General features: G+C 33.5%; 20 protein-coding genes. 7 read left to right on the forward strand and 13 right to left on the reverse strand.

What is annotated here, in order from left to right; translation table 11 throughout:
• Nucleotides 1–19: 19 nt before the first annotated feature.
• From H8K90_RS09445 to H8K90_RS09455, 3 genes are all read right to left on the reverse strand, one after another.
• Nucleotides 20–1,279: an aminotransferase class I/II-fold pyridoxal phosphate-dependent enzyme gene (locus tag H8K90_RS09445; protein ID WP_186845714.1), complete on the reverse strand. Its 1,260-nt coding sequence runs from the start codon at nucleotides 1,277–1,279 to the stop codon at nucleotides 20–22.
• Nucleotides 1,280–1,486: 207 nt separating this feature from the next.
• Nucleotides 1,487–2,524, reverse strand: a complete 1,038-nt coding sequence (locus H8K90_RS09450) for a PLP-dependent cysteine synthase family protein (RefSeq protein ID WP_186845715.1) — start codon at nucleotides 2,522–2,524, stop codon at nucleotides 1,487–1,489.
• Between the two features lie 72 nt (nucleotides 2,525–2,596).
• The gene (locus H8K90_RS09455) at nucleotides 2,597–4,660 is read right to left on the reverse strand and encodes a S9 family peptidase (protein WP_186845716.1); all 2,064 of its coding nucleotides are present in this window, start codon (nucleotides 4,658–4,660) and stop codon (nucleotides 2,597–2,599) included.
• A 77-nt stretch (nucleotides 4,661–4,737) separates the two neighbouring features.
• On the opposite strand from H8K90_RS09455, the gene H8K90_RS09460 reads away from it, so the two are divergent.
• Complete coding sequence (locus H8K90_RS09460; RefSeq protein ID WP_186845717.1) at nucleotides 4,738–5,061, forward strand: YbaB/EbfC family nucleoid-associated protein; 324 nt, start codon at nucleotides 4,738–4,740, stop codon at nucleotides 5,059–5,061.
• A gap of 72 nt (nucleotides 5,062–5,133) precedes the next feature.
• Here the strand turns inward: H8K90_RS09460 and H8K90_RS09465 are convergent, their stop codons facing one another.
• Together H8K90_RS09465 and H8K90_RS09470 are read right to left on the reverse strand one after the other, a co-directional pair.
• Complete coding sequence (locus H8K90_RS09465; protein WP_186845718.1) at nucleotides 5,134–6,153, reverse strand: threonine aldolase family protein; 1,020 nt, start codon at nucleotides 6,151–6,153, stop codon at nucleotides 5,134–5,136.
• Nucleotides 6,154–6,156: 3 nt separating this feature from the next.
• Complete coding sequence (locus H8K90_RS09470; RefSeq protein ID WP_186845719.1) at nucleotides 6,157–8,559, reverse strand: zinc-dependent metalloprotease; 2,403 nt, start codon at nucleotides 8,557–8,559, stop codon at nucleotides 6,157–6,159.
• Nucleotides 8,560–8,662: 103 nt separating this feature from the next.
• Between H8K90_RS09470 and prfB the strand changes: the two genes are divergently transcribed.
• From prfB to H8K90_RS09490, 4 genes are all read left to right on the forward strand, one after another.
• Nucleotides 8,663–9,770 (forward strand): peptide chain release factor 2 gene (prfB, locus tag H8K90_RS09475; RefSeq protein WP_186845720.1). Its coding sequence is split into 2 segments (ribosomal slippage): nucleotides 8,663–8,725 and nucleotides 8,727–9,770, totalling 1,107 coding nucleotides; the frame shifts between segments, so codons are not numbered across the junction.
• Between the two features lie 41 nt (nucleotides 9,771–9,811).
• On the forward strand, nucleotides 9,812–10,153 hold the full coding sequence (gene arsC, locus H8K90_RS09480) for an arsenate reductase (glutaredoxin) (protein WP_186845721.1): 342 nt from the start codon (nucleotides 9,812–9,814) through the stop codon (nucleotides 10,151–10,153).
• A gap of 2 nt (nucleotides 10,154–10,155) precedes the next feature.
• On the forward strand, nucleotides 10,156–10,635 hold the full coding sequence (locus tag H8K90_RS09485; RefSeq protein ID WP_186845722.1) for a hypothetical protein: 480 nt from the start codon (nucleotides 10,156–10,158) through the stop codon (nucleotides 10,633–10,635).
• A gap of 124 nt (nucleotides 10,636–10,759) precedes the next feature.
• The gene (locus H8K90_RS09490) at nucleotides 10,760–13,189 is read left to right on the forward strand and encodes a TonB-dependent receptor domain-containing protein (protein ID WP_186845723.1); all 2,430 of its coding nucleotides are present in this window, start codon (nucleotides 10,760–10,762) and stop codon (nucleotides 13,187–13,189) included.
• A 54-nt stretch (nucleotides 13,190–13,243) separates the two neighbouring features.
• Here the strand turns inward: H8K90_RS09490 and H8K90_RS09495 are convergent, their stop codons facing one another.
• Entirely contained in the window at nucleotides 13,244–14,035 is a 792-nt protein-coding gene (locus H8K90_RS09495) for a hypothetical protein (protein ID WP_186845724.1), read from the reverse strand.
• A gap of 80 nt (nucleotides 14,036–14,115) precedes the next feature.
• On the reverse strand, nucleotides 14,116–14,778 hold the full coding sequence (locus H8K90_RS09500) for an HAD family hydrolase (protein ID WP_186845725.1): 663 nt from the start codon (nucleotides 14,776–14,778) through the stop codon (nucleotides 14,116–14,118).
• Between the two features lie 81 nt (nucleotides 14,779–14,859).
• Here H8K90_RS09500 and H8K90_RS09505 point away from each other — a divergent pair, with 81 nt between their 5' ends.
• Nucleotides 14,860–15,009 (forward strand): hypothetical protein, encoded by a 150-nt coding sequence (locus H8K90_RS09505; protein WP_186845726.1) that lies wholly within the window; start codon nucleotides 14,860–14,862, stop codon nucleotides 15,007–15,009.
• Between the two features lie 67 nt (nucleotides 15,010–15,076).
• Here H8K90_RS09505 and acs read toward each other — a convergent pair whose 3' ends face one another.
• From acs to H8K90_RS09520, 3 genes are all read right to left on the reverse strand, one after another.
• A complete protein-coding gene (gene acs / locus H8K90_RS09510; RefSeq protein ID WP_186845727.1) occupies nucleotides 15,077–16,984 on the reverse strand; it encodes an acetate--CoA ligase in 1,908 nt (635 codons plus the stop codon).
• Between the two features lie 35 nt (nucleotides 16,985–17,019).
• Nucleotides 17,020–17,376 (reverse strand): DUF779 domain-containing protein, encoded by a 357-nt coding sequence (locus H8K90_RS09515; protein ID WP_186845728.1) that lies wholly within the window; start codon nucleotides 17,374–17,376, stop codon nucleotides 17,020–17,022.
• Nucleotides 17,377–17,445: 69 nt separating this feature from the next.
• On the reverse strand, nucleotides 17,446–18,945 hold the full coding sequence (locus H8K90_RS09520) for an aldehyde dehydrogenase family protein (RefSeq protein WP_186845729.1): 1,500 nt from the start codon (nucleotides 18,943–18,945) through the stop codon (nucleotides 17,446–17,448).
• A 162-nt stretch (nucleotides 18,946–19,107) separates the two neighbouring features.
• Here H8K90_RS09520 and H8K90_RS09525 point away from each other — a divergent pair, with 162 nt between their 5' ends.
• Entirely contained in the window at nucleotides 19,108–20,019 is a 912-nt protein-coding gene (locus H8K90_RS09525; protein WP_186845730.1) for an AraC family transcriptional regulator, read from the forward strand.
• Between the two features lie 15 nt (nucleotides 20,020–20,034).
• Here H8K90_RS09525 and H8K90_RS09530 read toward each other — a convergent pair whose 3' ends face one another.
• From H8K90_RS09530 to H8K90_RS09540, 3 genes are read right to left on the reverse strand one after another with little or no spacing between them, the layout of a single operon-like run.
• Nucleotides 20,035–21,762 carry a sodium:solute symporter family protein gene (locus H8K90_RS09530; protein WP_390622207.1) on the reverse strand — a complete coding sequence of 576 codons (1,728 nt, stop codon included), beginning with the start codon at nucleotides 21,760–21,762 and terminating at the stop codon, nucleotides 20,035–20,037.
• Nucleotides 21,755–22,009 (reverse strand): DUF4212 domain-containing protein, encoded by a 255-nt coding sequence (locus tag H8K90_RS09535; RefSeq protein WP_186845732.1) that lies wholly within the window; start codon nucleotides 22,007–22,009, stop codon nucleotides 21,755–21,757. Before H8K90_RS09535 ends, H8K90_RS09530 begins: the two co-directional genes overlap by 8 nt.
• Entirely contained in the window at nucleotides 21,999–23,387 is a 1,389-nt protein-coding gene (locus H8K90_RS09540) for an alanine/glycine:cation symporter family protein (RefSeq protein WP_186845733.1), read from the reverse strand. Before H8K90_RS09540 ends, H8K90_RS09535 begins: the two co-directional genes overlap by 11 nt.
• Between the last annotated feature and the right edge of the window lie 60 nt (nucleotides 23,388–23,447).

Raw genomic sequence — 23,447 nt, forward strand, 5'->3', positions numbered from 1 at the left:
TTTATAATTTAAAGAAAATTTATTCTCCCATCGCAGCGATTAATGCCGCAGACATTCTTTTATAAGTTCCATTTTCTAAACGACTTCTAATAGCATCAAAAGCATCTAAAGTTTCTCTAACATCCTCTAAAGTATGTGTCGCTGTAGGAATCATTCTTAATAAAATTAATCCTTTAGGTATCACAGGGTAAACCACTATAGAACAGAAGATTCCGTAATTTTCTCGTAAGTCTCTTACTAAAGCCATAGCTTCAGGAATACTACCCTTTAAATATACAGGAGTTACACAACTTTGTGTTGTACCAATATCGAATCCACGCTCTTTTAAACCAGATTGTAATGCATCGACTATAGTCCAAAGATTCTTTTTAAGCTCTGGCATAGTACGTAACATATCTAAACGTTTTAATGCACCAACAACCAATTGCATTTGCAATGATTTAGCAAACATTTGAGAACGTAAATTGTATTTTAAATAATCTATAATTTCTTGATCTGCTGCAATAAAAGCACCAGTACTTGCTAAAGATTTAGCAAACGTTGCAAAATACACATCGATATCATCTTGTACACCTTGCTCCTCACCTGCTCCAGCACCAGTCTTTCCTAGAGTACCAAAACCATGAGCATCATCTACAAATAGTCTAAAGTTGAATTTCTTTTTAAGCGCAACGATTTCTTTAAGTCGTCCTTGTTCACCTCGCATACCAAACACACCTTCAGAAATCACTAAGATTCCACCACCAGTTTGCTCAGCCATTTTTGTAGCACGCTCAAGATTTTTTTCTAAACTCTCAATATCGTTATGTTTGTATGTAAAGCGCTTACCATGGTGTAGTCTCACACCATCTATAATACAAGCATGTGCATCTACATCATAAACAATAATATCATCTTTACTTACAAGAGCATCTACAGTAGATACCATACCTTGGTAACCAAAATTCAATAAGTATGCTGCTTCTTTTTGTACAAATGCAGCTAATTCATTTTGTAATTGTTCGTGTAAATCTGTATGACCAGACATCATACGCGCTCCCATAGGATAAGCTGAACCATATTGTGCAGCAGCTTCAGCATCAACTTTTCTAACTTCTGGGTGATTTGCTAAACCAAGGTAATCGTTAATACTCCACGTAATAACATCTTTGCCTTGAAATTTCATTCTATTAGAAATCTCTCCTTCAAGTTTAGGAAACACAAAATAACCTTCTGCTTGCGCAGCCCATTTACCTAGAGGTCCTTTATCTCTATAAATCTTTTCAAATAAATCCTTCATGCGTCTTCTTTACTACTAATGCTCATTTCTATGTTTTTAGCGCATAGAATCAACGATTAATAATTGTTAATTAGTCTTGTTAGTGTCAGCAAAATTAGTTAATAATATTATGAATGCATAATTTATTTAATTGAACTATTAACTAAGTTTTGAACATAAAAAAACCTACCATAATTTTATGATAGGTTATATAAAGTATAAACTTTTCTATTTTATATATTCTATGGTTGTATGCACCTCATTTTTGCTATCGAAAAAGCCTTGGTCTTCCATCCATTTATCGTTGTACACTTTGCTCATATAACGAGAACCATGATCTGGAAAAACAACTACAATTTTATCAGTAGATTTAAATTCACCTTCTTCTTGTAATTGCTTTATGGCCTGCATAGCAGCACCACTTGTATATCCAACAAATAAGCCTTCTGTATTAGAAATTTCTCTTGCAGTATGCGCACTTTCCTCGTCAGTAACTTTTACAAATTTATCAATTACATCAAAATCTGTGGCTGTTGGTATTAGGTTTTTCCCTAAACCTTCAATTCGGTAAGGATAAATCTCTTTATCATCGAATTCGCGAGTTTCATGGTACTTCTTTAATACCGATCCGTATGCGTCTACACCAATTACTTTTACATCTGGGTTTTGCTCTTTTAAATACTTAGCAATACCAGAAATTGTACCACCAGTACCACTACAAGCTACTAAATGTGTAATTTCACCTTCAGTTTGTTCCCATATTTCTGGACCTGTGGTATTATAATGTGCATCAATATTTAATTCGTTAAAATACTGATTGATATATATAGAACCTTTATTCTCTTCGTGCAAGCGTTTTGCCACTTGGTAATAAGAACGTGGATCATCAGCCTTAACATGAGCAGGGCAAACATACACTTTAGCTCCCATAGACTTTAACATATCTATCTTATCAGCAGAAGATTTAGAACTTACTGCCAAAATACATTCGTAGCCTTTAATAATACTCACCATAGCAATACTAAATCCAGTATTACCAGAAGTAGTTTCAATAATAGTATCACCAGGAGTCAAAATTCCTTGACGCTCAGCTTCTTCAATAATGTGTAAAGCAATTCTATCTTTAGAAGAATGACCTGGATTAAACGCTTCTACTTTGGCGTAGAAATCACCATCGAAGTCAGCAGTCATTCTGTTTAATTTGATTAGGGGAGTGTTACCGATTAATTGTAACACGTTATCAAATACATTTTTGTTGTTGTTCATAAATGAAATTTTTCGGTAGTCAATTATTTATTTGACACCTAAAACCTCGCAAAAGTAACATTTTTTTTTGAATTAGCTCGAAATCCCTTCTAAATCTAACAGAAAAGCATACTCTTCAGCGTCTTCCTTTAAGCTTTCAAAACGACCAGAAGCACCGCCATGTCCAGCATCCATATTCGTTTTTAAGTAGAGTTGGTTAGTATCCGTTTTCATCTCACGTAACTTAGCTACCCATTTTGCCGGTTCCCAATATTGCACTTGCGAATCGTTGAGACCCGTTGTGACTAGCATATTAGGATAATCTTTGGCTTCAATATTATCGTAAGGAGAATATGATTTTATATAATTGTAATATAAAATATCATTAGGATTTCCCCATTCATCATATTCTCCAGTAGTTAAGGGAATAGAATCATCTAACATAGTAGTAATAACATCTACAAATGGTACCGCTGCAATAATACCGTTATACAATTCTGGCGCCTTGTTTATTATAGCACCCATTAATAGACCACCTGCACTTCCACCCATTGCGTATAAATGCATAGAAGATGTATAACGCTCTTTTATTAAATGAACCGAACAGGCAATAAAATCTGAAAACGTATTTTTTTTATTCAACAGTTTTCCATCTTCATACCATTGTCTTCCTAAGTATTCACCTCCACGAATATGTGCTATTACATAAATAAATCCTCTGTCTAAAAGACTTAATCTAATTGTAGAAAAATACGGATCTACAGTAGATCCATAACTTCCGTATGCATATTGTAACAATGGATTTGTTCCATCTTTTTTAATTCCTTTTTTATAGACAACTGACATTGGTATTTGTATGCCATCTTCTGCCGTTGCCCAAATACGTTCAGATGTATAATTATCTTTATTAAATTTTCCACCTAAAACTTCTTGCTCCTTTAACACTGTTTTTGTTTTAGTGCGCATATTAAATTCGATTACAGAAGAAGGTGTCGTCATAGAATTATATCCATATCGCAATACTTCGGTATCAAAATCGACATTGGTACCAGTATAAGCTGTATACGTTTCGTTATCAAATGGCAAATAATAGTCTTGTGTTTCGTCCCAGCGTTTAATTCTAATTTGGTTTAATCCATTGCTTCGTTCACTAATAACTAAATAATCTTTAAAAATATCTATTCCTTCAATAAGTACATCTTTTCTGTGCGCTATAACACCTTTCCAATTTTCGACTTTAGTATCAGTTTCTAAAGTTTTCATTAATTTAAAATTGGTGGATTTGTCTTTATTTGTAAGAATGTAGAAATGGTTATCATAGTGCGAAATACTATATTCTAAGCCTCTTATCCTAGGTTGAAATACTTTAAATTTCCCTTCAGGATTATCCGCATCTAAAATATGATACTCATTAGTTAATGTACTATAACATGCTATAATGATATACTTTCTAGATTTAGACTTATATACAGCAACACCAAACGTATCATCACCTTCTTGAAAAACAAGCTCATCTTCAGAATTATCACCTAAGCGATGTTTATAAATTTGAAAAGCTCTAAGTGTAATGGCATCTTTTTTGGTATAAAACAAGGTTTCATTATCATTTGCCCAGCTAGAAGAACCTGTAGTATTTAAGACTCTATCCAAAGCGACTTCATTAGTTTCTAAATTCTTAACATGAATGGTGTAATTTCTCCTTCCTGTCGTATCAATTCCATAAGACACCAATTTATTATCCGGACTTATGCTAATACCTGCTAATTTGAAGAAACTCTCACCTTCTGCCATTTCATTACAGTCAAATAACAATTCTTCAGGATTATCCAAAGTGTCTTTTTTACGTGTATAAATTGGGTAATCTTTTCCCTTTTCAAATTTTGTAATGTACCAATACCCATTATATTTATAAGGCACTGAAGAGTCATCTTCTTTTATTCGGGCTTTCATTTCCTCAAACAAATCTTTCTGCAAATCTTTAGTGTGTGCCATTTTAGCATCACAGTACTCATTCTCTGAATTGAGGTAACCAATCACTTCAGGATGTTCTCTATCCTTCATCCAAAAATAATTGTCAACTCTCACATCTCCATGCTTTTCTATTTGATGTGGAATCTTTTTTGCTACAGGAGGAATAATATCAGGATTTTTTATCATCTGTTTTAAGAAAATTTTAATCTAAAAAGTCGCGCAATTTACTAATTTTACAACGTAAAAATTTAAAAGACAAGAATATGTTTGGAGATATGATGGGAATGATGAGCAAATTAAAAGAAGCTCAAAAGAAAGTTGAAGAGACTAAAGAACGGTTAAATACGGTTTTAATTGATGAATCTAGCAATGACAATAAACTAAAAGTTACTATAACCGCAAATAGAACAATTAAGTCTATTGCTATAGATGACGAACTATTACAAGATAAAGATATGTTAGAGGATTATTTAATCCTTACACTTAATAAGGCTATTGAAAAAGCAACTAATGTACACGAAACAGAAGTTGCAGCTGTAGCTAAAGAAGGCATGCCAAACATTCCTGGTATGGATATGTTTAAATAGTCTAATAAAGATTAAAGACCGCTTCGCTGTTAGAACCAAGAATCAAGACGAATTACTAACAAGTCAATAAACTTAAAAATCTTTTAACGAACTTAATAATTTATCATGCATTTGGTCTGTATAATCGAGGTGCGTAACCATACGTAGTTTATTACTGCCCATTACAATGATTTTAATATGTTTCTCATTAAGTTTATTCAGAAATTGAGTTTCATCGATATTATCATTTAATTCAAAAATAACAATGTTTGTTTCAATTGGCTCAACAACTTTTACAGCAGACATTTTAGATAGCTCCTCTCCTATTTCTTTTGCTTTCTTATGATCTTCTGCTAAGCGTTCTAAGTGATGGTCTAGAGCATATAAACCTGCAGCTGCTGCAAAACCAACTTGTCGCATACCACCTCCAAGAATCTTACGAATACGCAATGCACCTTGCATTAATTCTTTATTACCAATAAGCACAGAACCCATTGGGCAACCCAAACCTTTACTTAAACACACAGAAATAGTATCGAACAATTCACCATATTGCTTAGTGTTTTCGTCTTTTGCTATGAGCGCATTCCAAAGACGAGCTCCATCTAAATGATATCCTAACTGATGCTTATTAGCTACTTTTTTAATTTTCTTTAATTCTTGGAAATCCCAACACGCTCCACCTCCTTTGTTGGTTGTATTTTCAATAGCAATTAATGAGGTTAATGGACTATGGTAAAAATCAGGAGGATTTATAGAAGCTTCAGCTTGTTCTGCAGTAAACATACCTCTATGTCCATCTATAAGTTTACAAGAAATTCCGCTATTAAAAGATGCTCCACCACCTTCATAATTATAGATATGCGCATACTTATCACAGATTACTTGTTCTCCAGGATTGGTATGCAATTTTAGAGCAGCTTGATTTGCCATACTTCCAGATGGAAAAAACAAAGCTTCATCCATGCCAAACATATCAGCCAAACGCTTTTCTAAAGCATTAATTGAAGGGTCTTCTTTATATACATCATCACCAACTTCAGCAGTCAACATGGCCTCTAACATGCCTTTTGTAGGTTTGGTAACTGTATCGCTTCTTAAATCTATTATCATTTTTTAATTTAGATTATAGTTACAAACATCACTGCCAATAGGTGAACCATCTGGTATTTTTGGAGATGCTTCTATTTTGAACTTTTCAGGATGTTTGTAAAATTCATTAATCATTAAATTATATTGGTATTGAATGGCTTCAAAACCAATATTTTTCTTTGCAATATCTCTTATTGTTTTATTCGCAATGGCCTTAACTTGAAAATACGACTGGTTATTTACAGCTAAGTTCATCAAGTATTTTAACACATTGACATTGATTTGCTGTTGAGTTTCATTAAGGTAAGCATCATTATGATTAACGTCAAAGGAATTTTTGATAAGCGTATCAATAACATCTTCTAAACTTAGTTGACTCTCATTTAAACTCTTCTGTAACACCAAGCGATTGGCACGCTGAGGATGTAATAAATATTTTAATGTCATATCACTAGCCGTATTAGCTGCACTTATTGGGTCAAATGCAACTCCAGTTTTTCCTTTAAAAGATTCTCGAGATCGATTATATCCAAAAGCTCTTGGTGGAAATAATGCTAACTTATCTTTAGGAATGGCTAAAGTCTCTGCATTAAGTGTTTTAAGAATTACATCTAAAGTTTCTTTTTGCATATTAACATCTACTGACTTAGAGGTTAATTGTTCATCACCTTTTACAGCATAATTATAATCTAAGCCACCTATCACTTTAGTTGCTGCTTCCACTTGGAAACGATGGTAAAAATATAATGGTACAAAAACATCTTCTAAAACCGAATAAGGTTCGTAACTCTTAATATTATCCTCAGAAAAATTAGATATGGCTTGTTGGCGTAATGCTAAAACTGCATTCAATTCCTCAGCAGGCGTCTTTCCATTATCCCATAAATGTGCTAAAGCATGGGCACCACCAGCAGCCCTAGCATCAGAATCGGTTATAAATCGTAAACCATCATCTTGTGCTTTCTTTAAAATTTTATTTAAAGCTTTTTGTTCGTCAGTCTTCTTATCAAATTCAGAATAGCTGTAGGCTACAGTGACTTTATCCCAATCTCCAATTCCTGTAGCGTATGCATTACTAAAATCAATGTATCCGTTGGTTACAGAAATTTGTGGATGCGGATAATCCATTACTGATGCTCTATCGTTAGTACTTGCGGCAAAATTGTGAGCAAAACCAATAGTATGACCAACCTCGTGCGCACTTAATTGTCTAATTCTGGCTAGAGCCATTTCTAACATAGGTTTGTAATTATCATCACGCTCAGCGAATGGTTCGTTCATTAAAGCCTGCGCAATCATAAAATCTTGTCTTATCCTTAAACTTCCCAAACTTACATGCCCTTTAATAATTTCACCTGTTCTTGGATCTACTACACTACCTCCATAACTCCAACCTCTAGTACTGCGATGCACCCATTGAATAACATTGTAACGACAATCCATTGGGTCTGCATTTTTAGGCAACATTTTTACTTGAAAAGCATCCTTATAACCAATGGCCTCATAAGCCTCATTCCACCATCTTGCTCCTTCTAATAAAGCGGAACGAACTGGTTCTGGCGTACCCGGATCTAAATAGTAAATAATTGGCTCTTTAGCTTCACTCGTTTTACGATTTGGATATTTCTTCTCTAAACGATGACGAATAATAAAACGCTTTTTAATGTCTTCTTGTATTGGTGTGGCATAATCTAAATAAGACATAGAAATTGCACCACTGCGTGTATCAAAAACTCGCGGTTTGTATTTGCTATCTGGTAATTTAATAAATGAATGATGTTGCACCACAGTTACCAAAGAAGCCGTTGGAGTTACACTGCGTAAGTTTCTACCTGTTGGTTGCCCTTTAAAAGTTAATAAAGCTTCAAACTCTACATTTTTAGGAAATGCTTTTGTACGCTCTAAAGCCAATGCACTTTTGGAAGCATCAATTTTATAAGTACCTTCTTTACCTCCTTTTAATCTATTGGCAACACCATGCGCATCTTGCATTAAAAAAGGCGTGAAATCGACAATATATTCTCCTTCTTTTTTAGACAAAATCTTAAAACCAAATAAAACGGATTTTGCAAAAGCTTGTTCTATACTCTTTTTCTCAAGTTCGTTATCTGTATTTGCTCTATACTTTAAGTTTGGCTGAATAAGTAACAACTTATTACCAGCTTTTTTGAAATAAACTAAGCGTTCATTACCTAGCTGCCCTCGATCTAAACCAATATCATTACTACCAACACCAGAGGCTAAAGAATTTACATATAGAAAATCCTTATTAAGATTTTTAACTTTTAGGTAGATTTTATCGGTACTTTCTTCATAATAAAAGTCAAAAAAACCTTCATAAGATTTAAGGTCTTTTTTATCTAAGACTTGCGCCTGAAGTTGAATACTAATGCATACAAAACAAAAAAGGTTAGCTAATTTTTTCATGGCTGATATATTGAATGATAAAACTACGGAATTTCTAAAAAACCATTTCAAAATTATGGCACTTTAAATCAGCAACCTATATTTGCAGAAATTACTATTATTTATGATAACATCAGATCAAATAAAAGATCTTAATTCCCGTCTAGACGCACTTAGACAGTATCTTTGACTTAGATGCTAAGCTTATAGAAATTGCCAACGAAGAAGAGCAAACATTCAACCCAAACTTTTGGAACGACTCTAAAGCTGCAGAGCTTGTAATGAAATCTATTAGAGAAAAGAAGAGTTGGGTTAATGATTTTAATGCCGCAAAAACATTATTTGAAGATTTAGAAGTTATTTACGAATTCTACAAAGAAGACGAAGCTACAATGGAAAATGTTGAGACTCGTTTTGAAGCAGCTGTGAATGCTATTGAAAAATTAGAGTTTAAAAATATGCTCTCTGAGGAAGGTGATAGTTTAGGTGCTATTTTAGAAATTAATTCTGGAGCTGGTGGAACAGAAGCAGACGATTGGGCAAATATGCTACTGCGTATGTATTTAATGTATGCCGAAAAGAATAACTTTAAAATAAAAGAATTAGATCGTCAAGATGGAACCGTTGCGGGTATAAAAAGTGTAACCTTAGAAATTGAAGGTGATTTTGCATTCGGCTGGCTCAAAGGTGAAAACGGAGTGCACCGTTTAGTGCGTATTTCCCCTTTTGATAGTAATGCCAAGCGACATACAAGTTTTGCTTCTGTTTATGTTTACCCGCTTGTCGATGATTCTATTGAGATAGAAATTAATCCAGCAGATATTGAAATTACTACAGCACGTTCTAGTGGTGCTGGTGGACAAAATGTAAATAAGGTTGAAACTAAAGTACAGCTCGTACACAAACCTACTGGTATACAAATTCAGTGTTCTGAAACGCGATCGCAACACGATAACAGAGCAAGAGCTATGTTGATGCTAAAATCGCAATTGTACGAAATAGAATTGCAGAAACAAATGGCACAACGTGAAGATATTGAAGCCGGTAAGATGAAAAATGAATGGGGAAGCCAAATTAGAAACTACGTAATGCATCCTTATAAATTGGTTAAGGATGTGCGCACAGCCCACGAAACTGGCAATGTAGATGCAGTAATGGATGGAGATATAGAGCCTTTCTTAAAAGCTTATTTAATGATGATGGGACAAAAAGAAGACTCTTCGGCATTATAATTGCAATCAATTAAAACGTACTGAACAAAATTCAGCATAAAATGATAAAGATTTACCACAATCCAAGATGCTCAAAATCTAGAGAAGGTTTAGCAATTTTAGAAGAATCTAAAAAGGATTTTGAAGTTATTAAATACTTAGAAAACACCTTTACAATTAAGGATTTAAAAGCTCTAATTTCTAAATTAGGGATAAAACCCATAAATTTGGTACGCAGAAACGAAGCAATTTGGAAATCTGAGTATAAGGATAAAACGCTTACAGATGAGCAAATTATCGAAGCTATGGTAGCTAATCCTAAGTTAATTGAACGACCAATTGTGGTTAACAATGATAAAGCAGTGATTGGAAGACCACCACAAAACATTATAAATATTATTTAAAAATGAAAAAGTCAATTTTAATTGTTTTCGCAATATTGTTAGGCTTAAATGTGTATAGTCAAATAGGAAGAAATATGAATGATCGTATTCCTAGAACCACTAGAGAGCCTACAGAAAAAGATATTGCTAAACGCGACAGAATGGTAAAAGAGCGTAAAGATAAATTTATAGCTAATTTTTTAACCACACTTGAAGCGGATGACTTTCAAAAAGAAATCATAAAACAATATTTAAACAGTTTTTCAGATGCCAAAATTGCCATTTTTAAAACAAAGTTTGAACATACTTTAGATAGAGAAGCAGCAATCAAAAAACTTGAAGAAACACATTTTGTTGAGTTGAAAGAATTAATTTCAGAAGGCGACATGGACAAAATAAAAGTAATGATTACTGGTGGGTTTGATGAAAAAGAAGTTGAAAAGGAAAACAAAAAGAAGAAAAAAAGAAAGAAGAAAAAGAAATCAAAAAAAGATGAAGGTTAATACTTTACAACCTTTAATATTCTGTACATATTATCTAAATTTTTCTTTAACATAAGATTAACTTTGACTGATTAAACTAAACATATTTTTACGGGTCTTAAATAAAACCATAAAAATATATACTATGCAATTAAAAATGCTCGCGCAATTTTTAGTCTTTTTTTCATTTTCATTAGTTATTGCCCAAAAAGAAATCAAAGTAGAAGGAACCGTTGTAGAAGATGGTACAAACATTCCTCTAGAATACGCAACAATCACCTTTAAATCTAAACCAGACAATAAAATCGTCACAGGAGGTATTACAGACTCTGAAGGTAAATTTAGTGTAGAAGTGCCAACCGGAACCTATACTATTTCTGTAGAATACATCTCTTACAAAACCAAAACTTATACAGACAAAACTATTTCTAAAGATATTAACCTAGGAACTGTAAGTTTAGCAGTTGATATGGAGTCTTTAGGTGAAGTTACCATTATTGCAGAGCGTACAACTGTAGAAATAAAGCTCGACAAAAAAATATATAATGTTGGTAAAGACCTAACCGTTAGAGGTGGAACAGTAAGCGATGTTTTAGACAATGTCCCTTCCGTTTCTGTAGATGTTGAAGGTAACGTTGCGCTTCGTGGAAACGATGATGTTAGAATTTTAATTAATGGTAAACCTTCTGGTTTAGTAGGATTAAACTCAACTGAGGCTTTACGTCAGTTACCTGCAGATGCGATTGAGCGTGTAGAAGTTATTACATCACCATCGGCACGATACGATGCCGAAGGAACAGCCGGAATATTAAATATAATTCTTAGACGAAGTAAGCTCGAAGGCATGAATGGTGCCATAACAGTAAATGCAGGTCATCCAACACAAGCAGGTATTTCTGGAAATATTAATTACAGAACTGGTGACGTTAATTTTTTCAATACTACTAGTTATAATTATAGAGAGATTCCTGGTAATTCTTATACTAATACAGAGTATCTAACAAGCAACAATTCTTTAATAGAAAATCGTGATTTTGATCGTATTAGAAAAGGCCTAACTACAAATTTTGGTGTAGAATGGTATATAAATGATTCTGCATCATTAACAACTTCTATTCAGTATAGAGATAGTGATAACGAACAAGAAACAACAAATATCTTAAGAGAGTTTGACACTAATAACACTTTATTAAACACTACAACACGTTTTGATCCTGAATTTGAGGAAGACAAAACGATACAATACTCTGTAAATTTTGATAAGCAATTTAATGGAGATTCTAATCATAAATTTACAGCTAACTTTCAATATGAAGATAGTTCAGAACTAGAACAATCTCTTATTAATCAAGATAATGTCGATGTAGAAGATGTAACAACCGACGAAACTCAAGAACGTATTTTTTTACAAGCAGATTACGTGAAACCTATTGGTGAAGTTAGCCAGTTAGAATTAGGTTACCAAGGTCGTTTTACTACTTTAGACACTGATTATGCTGTTGCTTTTAATGATGGAACAGGAAACTTTGACTTAGATGAAGATTTAAGTAACAACCTTGTATATAAAGAATATGTAAATGCATTTTACACACAATTTGGAAGCAAAATAAAAGAGAAATTTAGCTATCTTCTTGGTTTACGAATGGAAGAATCTCGTATAACTGTCGATCAAGTAACAAGTGGAGATTTTAATAAGAAAAACTATCTCGGCTTTTTCCCAACCATTAATCTTGCATACGAGTTAAATGAAGATGAAAACCTAACCTTAGGATATAACCGACGAATTAGAAGACCACGTTCACGTTTTATTAACCCCTTCCCTTCTCGTAGTTCTGCTACTAACCTATTTCAAGGAAATCCGGATATAGATCCTAGTTATTCTAATACGATAGATTTAGGCTATTATAATAAATTTGGAAAACTCTCTTTAAATACATCTCTATACGTAACAAATTCTACTGATGTTTTTGTTTTTATTACTGAAGACACTGGTGAAACTGCTATCGTTGGAGGAACTGAAGTGCCAGTAATCAGAAGAACTCCTATAAACCTTGCGTCTAACGATAGATATGGATTTGAATTTACATTAACTTATAGACCTACAAGAAAATGGAATATGAATGGTAATTTCAACTTATTCCGTTCTAAAACTGAAGGCTTTTATGAAGGTACAGACTTTGGTGCAGAAAACACGAGTTGGTTTATTCGATTCAATAATAAATACACTTTACCAGGAAACGTAGATTGGCAAACAAGAATGGATTATAGAGGTCCAAGTGAAGATGCTCAAAATAAAAACAAAGGAATCTTCTCTATGAATTTAGCATTCAGTAAAGACTTATTTAACGACAAAGCCTCTGTAGCACTCAATGTTAGTGATGTCTTTAATTCTAGAAAGCGAATTACGGAAACCACTACTCCAACTTTTAATTCGGAAAGCGAATTCCAATGGAGACAAAGAACTTTTAACTTATCGTTTACCTATAGATTTAACCAACAACCTAAACGCGAACGTTCTGGTGATCGTGGTGGTGACGGAAATGGTGGTGGTGACGACTTCGATTTTGAAGGATAGTTGACATTATAACTATGATTAATAAAAAAAGCAGCGTTTAAGCTGCTTTTTTTATTAATCATTTTCTTCATTATTATCGCATTCGGCTAGTTGTTTCATATAATCGGATGTCAATTCTTTAATAACATCAATAACTGTAATTTTTATATCATCTATAGATTTAGACTTTAGCTTTTCTTTTTCTATTGATGCTTTTAAAGTTTTTACACTACAATCACAAGCTTGCAATGCAGAATTAAAAGTTTTTACATTATCCGAAACTGTTAATTCCATTTTTAAAATTAGCCCCTCTTTTTTTAGGTCTAGCTCTTCTTGTTTCTTTTTCGCTATTTTTTCTTCTAATTCTGCTTGTTTTCGTTTTAATTCTAGCTGTTGCTGCTCTAATTGATTTTGTTCATCTTCAATAGACGATAATTCGTTCACTTCACTATTTGTAGCAGGTGTGTCTTCAATAATGCTTTCATCAACATTGGTTAAACTAGATGTACATACATCTAATTTTTCAATAGTAGATTCTGCTAGGAGTTTGCCTTTATTAGCATAATAATATGCATCGTCTAATTTTTCTGCGGTTTTAGATTTGGCTAGATAATTAATTGCATCGTATACTAAATCATCAACACCTTCACAATCACAATTTTGTAAGGATACTTGCACACGCTCAAAGGCTTCTTTTGATCTTTCTGCAAAATGTTTTGCATGGGTAACATTATTCGCCTCTAGAGCAGAATCTGCATGAGACAAAGCATATACGATGTTAGAATAAGCTTCAGAGCAGTTAGCTTGAGCAGATAAATTTAAATAGGAGACACAAAGAAATAGTAGAAAAATGTAGGCTTTTTTCATTTTGATTTGGGTTTAGTTTAACAAGTAGGTGTGCTAAAATTAATTAAATTTTTAAATTTTGCACTATTTTTTGAAACTTATTAGTTTTTAAAAAAATCCTTTTGCTTATTAAAAGTGATCTCATCAAAGCTCGAAACAACCATATTAGCCAGACTATAATCTTGGCCAGATGAGTGCTCACTTCTAAAAGCTGTGCAGAATATACCAGCGCCATTAGCGGCTTTAATACCATTTGTTGAATCTTCAATGACCATACATTCCGATTTTTCAAAACCAGTAGATTCAGCAGCTTTAATAAAGATTTCTGGATGTGGCTTAGATTTTTCTAAATCAGCTCCACTAAACTTAGCGCTGAAGTATTGATTGAGATCAAAGCGCTCAAAAATTTGGTTAATGCCATGCATTGACGCAGATGAAGCAACTACCAATGTGACTCCATTAGCATAATAGTCTTTGATTAAATCTAAAACACCATCAATTAAAGCTAGTTCATCATCATGCGTAAATAAATATTTATAGTGTTTACGCTTTAGACGCATTAAGTATTCTGGTGTTTCTCTCAATGTAAAGTGATCCACTAAACGTTTGCATATATTTATAGTTGATTGCCCTGTAAAGGATTCATATAAAGCTGCATCTACTTTTATATTAACATCATCAAACATTTGGTGGTAAGCTTTACGATGCAATGGTTCTGTATCTACAATAACACCATCCATGTCGAATAAAACAGCTTTGAGCATATTTTTCTTAGTTTAGCTGCGAAGATAATAAAGTGTCATTTCGAGTACAACGAGAAATCTAAATATTAATTTTAACATAACATGCCAAAAAAAGGACGCGAAAAAAACACAGCTAACAAAGCCAAACATAGTAAACTTATTGCTCAGAAAAAGAATAAGATAAAAACTAAGGAAGCTGAACGTAAAGCACGTTTAAAGGCAATTGTTGAAAAGTCAAAAACCAAAAAATAAACTCCAAATCCCAAAAGTTAACGTTACTTTTTGGAATTTGGAATTTTTCTATTTTGGAATTTTCAATTTATACAACATTACTAATAATTTCCTCAACAACTTCAGGATTCAATAACGTACTGGTATCACCTAATTGATCTGTTTCATTACAAGCTATTTTTCTTAAAATTCTTCGCATTATTTTACCGCTTCGGGTTTTTGGTAATCCTACGGTAAATTGAATTTTGTCGAGTTTAGCTATGGGTCCTATTCGGTCTGTTATAAGTTGATTGATTTCTTTTCTAAGATTATCATGGTTTCTGCTTTCTCCTGAATCCTTCAGAGTTATATAACCATACAATGCATTGCCTTTAACATCATGCGGAAAACCAACAATAGCAGATTCTGCAACTGCTTGGTGCTCATTAATAGCATCTTCAATTGGTGCTGTACCTAAATTATGGCCAGACACAATAATAACATCATCCACTCTACCGGTAATTCTGTAATAACCAACTTCGTCTCGCAAAGCGCCATCACCTGTAAAATACATATTTTCAAATACTGAAAAATAGGTATCTTTATAACGCTGATGATTCCCCCAAATCGTTCTAGCTATACTTGGCCAAGGATATTTAATACATAGTCGACCTTCTACTTGGTTGCCCTTAAGCTCATCACCATTTTCATCCATAATAGCAGGTTGAATACCTATAAATGGTAATGTTGCATATGTTGGTTTTGTTGGTGTTACATAAGGTATAGGTGTAATCATAATACCACCTGTTTCTGTTTGCCACCAAGAATCTATGATCGGACTTTTGCGCTTACCAACATTATCATTATACCAATGCCAAGCTTCTTCGTTTATTGGCTCTCCTACACTTCCTAAAACTTTTAATGATGATAAATCATATTTTTCAACCAATTCCACTCCTTGTTTTGCCAAAGCTCTAATGGCTGTAGGTGCAGTGTAAAACTGATTGACTTTATGTTTTTCTATGATTTGCCAAAAACGTCCGAAATCAGGATAGCTTGGCACGCCTTCGTACATTAAAGTAGTTGCACCATTTGCTAAAGGCCCATAAACTATATAACTATGTCCTGTTATCCACCCAATATCAGCGGTACACCAATACACATCTTGTTCTCTATACTGAAATACATTTTTAAAAGTATAAGCTGTATAAACCATATAGCCAGCTGTTGTATGCACCATACCCTTAGGTTTACCTGTTGAACCCGATGTATATAATATAAATAATGGATCTTCTGCATCCATAATTTCTGGAACACAATCATGATATGCTTCATCTAGCAGAGGCTGTAACCACTTATCGCGACCATCCTTCATATTAATATCTGTATTGATACGTTTTGCGACCAAAACAGTATCTACACAATCACATTCTTCTAATGCATCGTCTACAATCCCTTTTAAATCTATTGTTTTTGCCCCACGATAAGACCCATCTGATGTAATTACCATGTTACAATCGCTATCATTAATACGTGTTGATAATGCTGTTGCTGAGAAACCTGCAAAAACAACAGAATGAATGGCACCTATGCGAGCACATGCTAATACAGAAATTGCTAATTCTGGAATCATAGGTAAGTATATACAAACCCTATCACCCTTTCCTATGCCATTTTCTTTTAAAACGTTAGCAAACCTACATACTTTTTCGTGTAACTGTCTGTAACTAATATGTTGCGCTTCTTCGTCTGGACTATTAGGCTCAAAAATAATTGCAGTTTTATCACCTTGCGCTCTAAGATGTCGGTCTAAGCAATTCTCGGTGATATTTAATTTGGCGTCTTCAAACCATTTAATTTCAGGCTTTTTAAAATCCCAACTTAAAACATTCGTCCATTTTTTTCTCCAAACAAAATGCTCTTCTGCTATTTCTTCCCAAAATTGCTCTGGATTTCTTATTGATTTTCTATATACTTGAAAGTATTCTTCAAACTGTTTTATGTGGTAATTACTCATTTTTTTGCTTAGTTATTTTCAGTTTAAAAAGGTAGTTATTTTGAATTAAAAAAAGAAGATTCTGCTTCAGTTAATAAACGAGAATGAATCAAAAATCGAAGACCTAAAGGTATTTCTAAAGAAAAACTTGCACCACGACCTTCTGTAACATCTACGGTTAGGTGCGTATGTTTCCAATATTCAAATTGATCTTGGTTCATATAAAAGTTAACACCTTCAACTTCACCTAAAAGAATATCACTTTCATCTAAATACATATCATCTTTTTCAAATATCATTGGGGCAGAACCATCACAGCAACCGCCACTTTGATGAAAAATTAAATCACCATGTTTAGCTTTTAGTTGTTTCACAACTTTTGCTGCTCTTTCTGTAATATCTACTCGTGTCATAATTTAAATATATTAAAAAGGCTGAACTATTTACACCAATAATTCAGCCTAACTGCTAATAATAAATTCTTAAAAGAACCCTAACTTATTCTTATCGTAAGAAATTAGCATGTTTTTTGTTTGTCTGTAATGGCTCATCATCATTAGATGATTTTCTCTACCAAATCCAGATTTTTTATAGCCTCCAAAAGGTGCATGTGCAGGATAAGCATGGTAACAGTTAACCCAAACGCGACCTGCTTTTATTGCTCTTGGTATTTGATAGAGTTGATGAGCATCTCTTGTCCAAACACCTGCTCCTAAACCATATAAAGTATCGTTTGCAATTTCTAGTGCTTCAGCTTCATCTTTAAATTTAGTGACACATGCTACTGGTCCAAAAATTTCTTCTTGAAACACTCTCATCTTATTATGACCTTCTAATAAAGTTGGTTTTATGTAATAACCATTAGCTAAATCGCCATCTAATTTATTTGCCGATCCTCCAGTTAAAACTTTTGCTCCTTCTTCTTTACCAATTTTAAAATAGGACTGAATTTTTTCATATTGGTCGTTTGATGCTTGCGCTCCCACCATACAACTACTATCGTAAGGACTTGTTTGCACTATAGCTTCAGTTCTTGCTATAACGCGCTCCATAAATTTATCATATATATCTTCTTGTACTAAAATTCTTGACGGACAAGTACAAACTTCACCTTGATTAAAAGCAAATAAAACAGCACCTTCAATTGCTTTATCTAAAAACGCATCATCCTCATCCATAACACTATTAAAGAAAATATTTGGAGATTTACCACCTAATTCCATTGTCACCGGATTAAGGTTCTTTGAGGCATATTGCATAATGAGTTGACCAGTTGTTGTTTCACCAGTAAAGGCAACTTTATCTACTTTAGAACTCGATGCTAACGGTTTACCAGCTTCTGGTCCAAATCCATGGACAATATTAATAACACCTGGAGGGAAAACATCTGCAATTTTTTCCATTAATAAGGTCGCTGTAGATGGTGTTTGTTCTGCTGGCTTTAGCACCACACAATTACCTGTTGCAAGTGCTGGAGGTAATTTCCACGATAGCATTAATAAAGGAAAATTCCACGGTATAATTTGTCCGACCACACCAAGCGGTTCTTTAATATTCATGGATAAAGTGTTCTGGTCTAGTTCAGTTGCACTACCCTCTTCTGCTCTAATACATGCCGCAAAATAACGCCAATGATCTACACTTAATGGTATATCTGCATTAAGTGTCTCTCTAATAGGCTTACCATTATCACAAGTTTCAACTAGTGCAAACTCTTCTAAATTAGCCTCAATAATATCTGCAACTTTATTTAATAATGTTGCACGTTCTGTTGCAGATGTATTTCCCCAAGCTTCTTTTGCTGCGTTTGCTGCATCAACTGCATTTTCTACATCTTCCTTTTGAGATCGAGGATACTTTGCAATAATACTTCCATCAACTGGCGATGTGTTATCAAAATAATCTCCACCTACTGGAGGTACAAATTTTCCGTTTATAAAATTGGAATATTTTTCTTTAAATTGTGGCTTAGAATAACTCATAATAAATTGCTATTTATTTAATTAATTAGTATAAATTTTATGCATTAGATAATTTTGATAAAGTTATTTTATCGAATCCCGAATTAATTGAACATATTTATTATACTTTTGAACATATCTCTTATATTAAATTTTTAATATTATTTTTTTGTAATATTGAGTATGAATGGATTATTAAGCAATCATAAAAGCAATAGAAAACTTACTACATTAGTTGAAAATAGAACAACTTATAGTGCTGAGTATGCTGAACTTAATATTTATGAAACTCATGCCTTTGCTGAACAAGTATCCTTAACTTTCGATTTTCCTATTATAGCAAGTATGCTTACAGGTAAAAAAATAATGCATATCGATGGTTTTGATGCTTTTGATTTTTTTCCTGGTGAATCTGTTGTAATGCCAACCAATAAAGAAATGGTTATTGATTTTCCCTTAGCAACAAAAGATCAACCAACGCAATGCCTAGCCTTAGGAATAGATGCTTTTAAAATTGAAGAAGTGGTTGAAAAATTTAACCATAATGTTGCTATAGAATATGAAAACAACAATTGGGATTTAGACCAAAACGCATCACATCTCATTAACAATGTTGATGTTAATCATTTAATTGAACGTTTAACGCATACCTTCACTAATAGCAATAAGTCTAAGGATGTTTTACTCGATTTAATGATACAAGAATTGATTGTTAGATTATTACAAACCAAAGCAAAATCTTTAATTGTAAATGACACTCATATTTTTAATGATACTAGAATCGGTACAGTTATTAAGTACATAAAGGACAACTTAACCAATAAAGATATTTCTGTAGATTTATTAGCAAAGAAAGCTTACATGAGCACTTCTCATTTCCATAAGCAGTTTAAAAACACATTAGGAATCTCACCTATTGATTATATAAATTCTGAAAAAATTAAGTTTTCCAAAAAGTTAATTAAAGAATGTAAAAACTTGAGAATGTCTGAAATTGCCTATAAATCTGGTTTCAATAATACCAGTTATTTCAATAGACAATTTAAAAAAATGGAAATGATAACTCCTCAACAATTTAAAGCTTCACTTGCTTAAAGCTTAGCTCTAAATTTAATGCTGAACAGCTTCACCTGCTCCACTAGGAATTCTTATATGCTCAACTATATCCTGAACCTCTTGAGGTGGCGCTTTTGTGAACTTCATTATGGTTATCGATACAATGAAATTAAGTAGCATCGCTATAGTACCAAAACCTTCTGGTGAAATTCCGAACCACCATTGACTTTTATCTGGTAATACGTCGTCAAACCAACCTAGCTTATATTTCATCATATATAGTAGCATACTCACTATTCCAACAATCATTCCGGCAATAGCACCTTCTTTATTCATACGCTTATAAAAAATGCCTAAAATAATTGCTGGGAAGAACGATGCAGCTGCTAAACCAAATGCCAAAGCGACAACAGCAGCGACAAATCCTGGAGGATTAATACCAAAATAACCTGCAACACATACTGCACCAACAGCAGACAAACGTGCAGCCACTAATTCTCCCTTTTCAGAAATTGAAGGTTTTAAAATTTTCTTGATTAAATCGTGAGATACAGATGAAGAAATCACCAACAACAATCCAGCTGCTGTTGATAATGCTGCAGCTAATCCACCTGCTGCAACCAAAGCAATAACCCAATTGGGCAATTTAGCAATTTCAGGATTGGCTAATACCATTATATCTCTATCTACTGTCAATTCATTTTTAGCTTCATCAGCAACATAACTGATTAGTCCATCATTATTCTTGTCTTCGAACTTTATTAAACCTGTTGTTTCCCATTTCTTAAACCATTCTGGCACATTGGCATAAGATTGGTTAGAAACCGTTTCAATCATATTTGTTCTAGCAAAAGCTGCAACTGCAGGTGCAGTGGTATATAAAATAACGATAAGTAGCAAGGCTATTCCTGCAGATTTTCTGGCATCCTTTACACGCTTCACCGTAAAAAATCTAACAATAACATGAGGCAAACCTGCTGTACCAACCATTAATGCCAAGGTTATTGCAAATACATCAATGGTAGATTTAGAACCTTCGGTATACTCAGAAAAACCAAGTTCTGTACTTAAACCATCTAGTTTATCTAATAAATAAGTGCCCGAACCATCACTCAACTCAGCACCAAAACCTAATTGTGGAATTGGATTGCCTGTCATTTGAATTGAAATAAAAATAGCAGGTACCATAAAGGCAAATATTAAAACGCAATATTGTGCTACCTGCGTGTATGTAATGCCTTTCATTCCGCCAAGAACTGCATAAAAAAGTACAATTAACATTCCTATAATAACACCTGTATTGATATCAACTTCGAGAAATCGAGAAAATACGATACCAACTCCACGCATTTGACCTGCGACATAAGTAAAGGACACTAGCAATGCACAAAACACAGCAACGATTCTTGCCGTTTTAGAATAATAACGATCACCTATAAAATCTGGAACTGTAAACTTTCCAAACTTACGTAAGTATGGAGCTAACAATAATGCGAGTAATACATAGCCACCAGTCCATCCCATTAGATAAACGGCTCCATCATAACCAGCAAAAGAAATAATACCAGCCATAGAAATAAACGATGCAGCACTCATCCAATCTGCAGCCGTTGCCATACCATTAGCTAATGGTGACACTCCACCACCAGCAACGTAAAAATCTTTGGTTGAGCCTGCTCTAGACCAAATGGCAATACCAATATAAATCGTGAAAGTAATTCCGACTAAAATGTAGGTCCATGTTTGCACATCTAACTGTGCTAAAAAGAATATTTTATTCATCATAGCCATATTTTTTGTCTAGATTATTCATCAACTTTACATAAACAAATATGAGAATTACAAACACATACATAGAGCCTTGTTGTGCAAACCAGAACCCTAATTTAAAACCACCTATTTTAATGGCATTTAATTCTTCTTTAAGCAATATACCTGCACCATAAGAGACTAAAAACCATATAGCTAATAAAATTAGAACATACTTTATATTCTCTCGCCAATAGGCTTTTGCGTTATTAGTTGTCATTTTTACTAAGTTTTTGTCGTTTTGAGTAAGCTTTTAATTCTTTAATAACTTTAGGTGCTAAAATTATGGTTGCAAACATTGTAGGTATTGCCATTAAAGCAAATACACCATCAATAAGATTAATCATCATGCTTAAGCTTGTTGTAGCACCAATTAATATACTTAAGATATAGAAGTAATTGTAATAATGTTTTTTGTCTGCTCCAAATAGGAATGACATACATTTTGTACCGTAATACGAATATGAAAACAACGAACTCATACTAAATACGGCAATACATACTAGTAATGCATATTTACCATAATTTGGCATCACATCTGCAAAAGCCGAAGCTGTAAGACTCACACCATTATTAGATGTTGTTTCCCAAACACCTGTAACTAAAATAGCCAAAGCTGTTAGAGTACAAACTACAAGTGTATCTATTGCAGGTCCTAACATAGCCACTAAACCTTCTCTTATAGGCTCGTCTGTTTTTGCTGCTCCATGTGCCATTGGGGCAGTACCAATACCTGCTTCGTTTGAAAATGCTCCACGCTTTATACCATGTAAAATAAGAGCTCCTAAAACTCCACCTAAAAAGGTGTCATCTTTTGGATAATAATTAGCTGCAAAAGCATCTGTAAAAATGAGTTTTAAATAATAAGGTAACACATCGCTATGCGCAAACAGAATAATAATCACTAAAATAAAATATAACACTACCATACTTGGCACTAAACGCGATGCAACATTACTTATACGTTTAATGCCGCCAAGAATAACTAAGGCTGTTATACTCACTAAAAGAATTCCTATAATAAGATTACTATACAACCCAACTTCTACTCCATTAGGAATTAATAAAATATCATTTAAAGCTTGTGTTAGTTGATTGACGTTAAACACTGGTAATGCACCTATAAGGCCACAAAAACTAAAAAATATAGCTAAAGGTTTCCAAGATTTCCCTAATCCTTCAGTTATAAAATACATAGGTCCACCCTGTATTTCGCCAGCACTATCTTTTCCACGATAAAGAATGGCAAGCGTACAGGTGAAAAATTTAGTAGACATACCTATTACGGCACTCACCCACATCCAAAATACAGCACCAGGACCACCAATGGATATGGCCACGGCAACACCAGCAATATTGCCCATACCAACGGTTGAAGATAATGCAGTCATCAATGCTTGAAAATGTGAGATCTGACCAGGATCATTTGGATCGTCGTATTTACCTCTCAATACACTTATAGCATGGCCAATATGTCTAAATGGTAAAAACTGAGAACGAATTAATAAATATAAGCCACCTCCAATTAATAATATGAGTAAGGGTAAACCCCAAGCAAGATTTGAAAAATCACTGAGTAGTTGGTTGAGTGTATCCATAGATTATAAATGTACTAAACCAAATAAACTTATGGTAGGATGTTTACAAATAATTTAAGA

It is taken from the genome of Winogradskyella echinorum (assembly GCF_014297365.1).
Classification (GTDB): domain Bacteria; phylum Bacteroidota; class Bacteroidia; order Flavobacteriales; family Flavobacteriaceae; genus Winogradskyella; species Winogradskyella echinorum.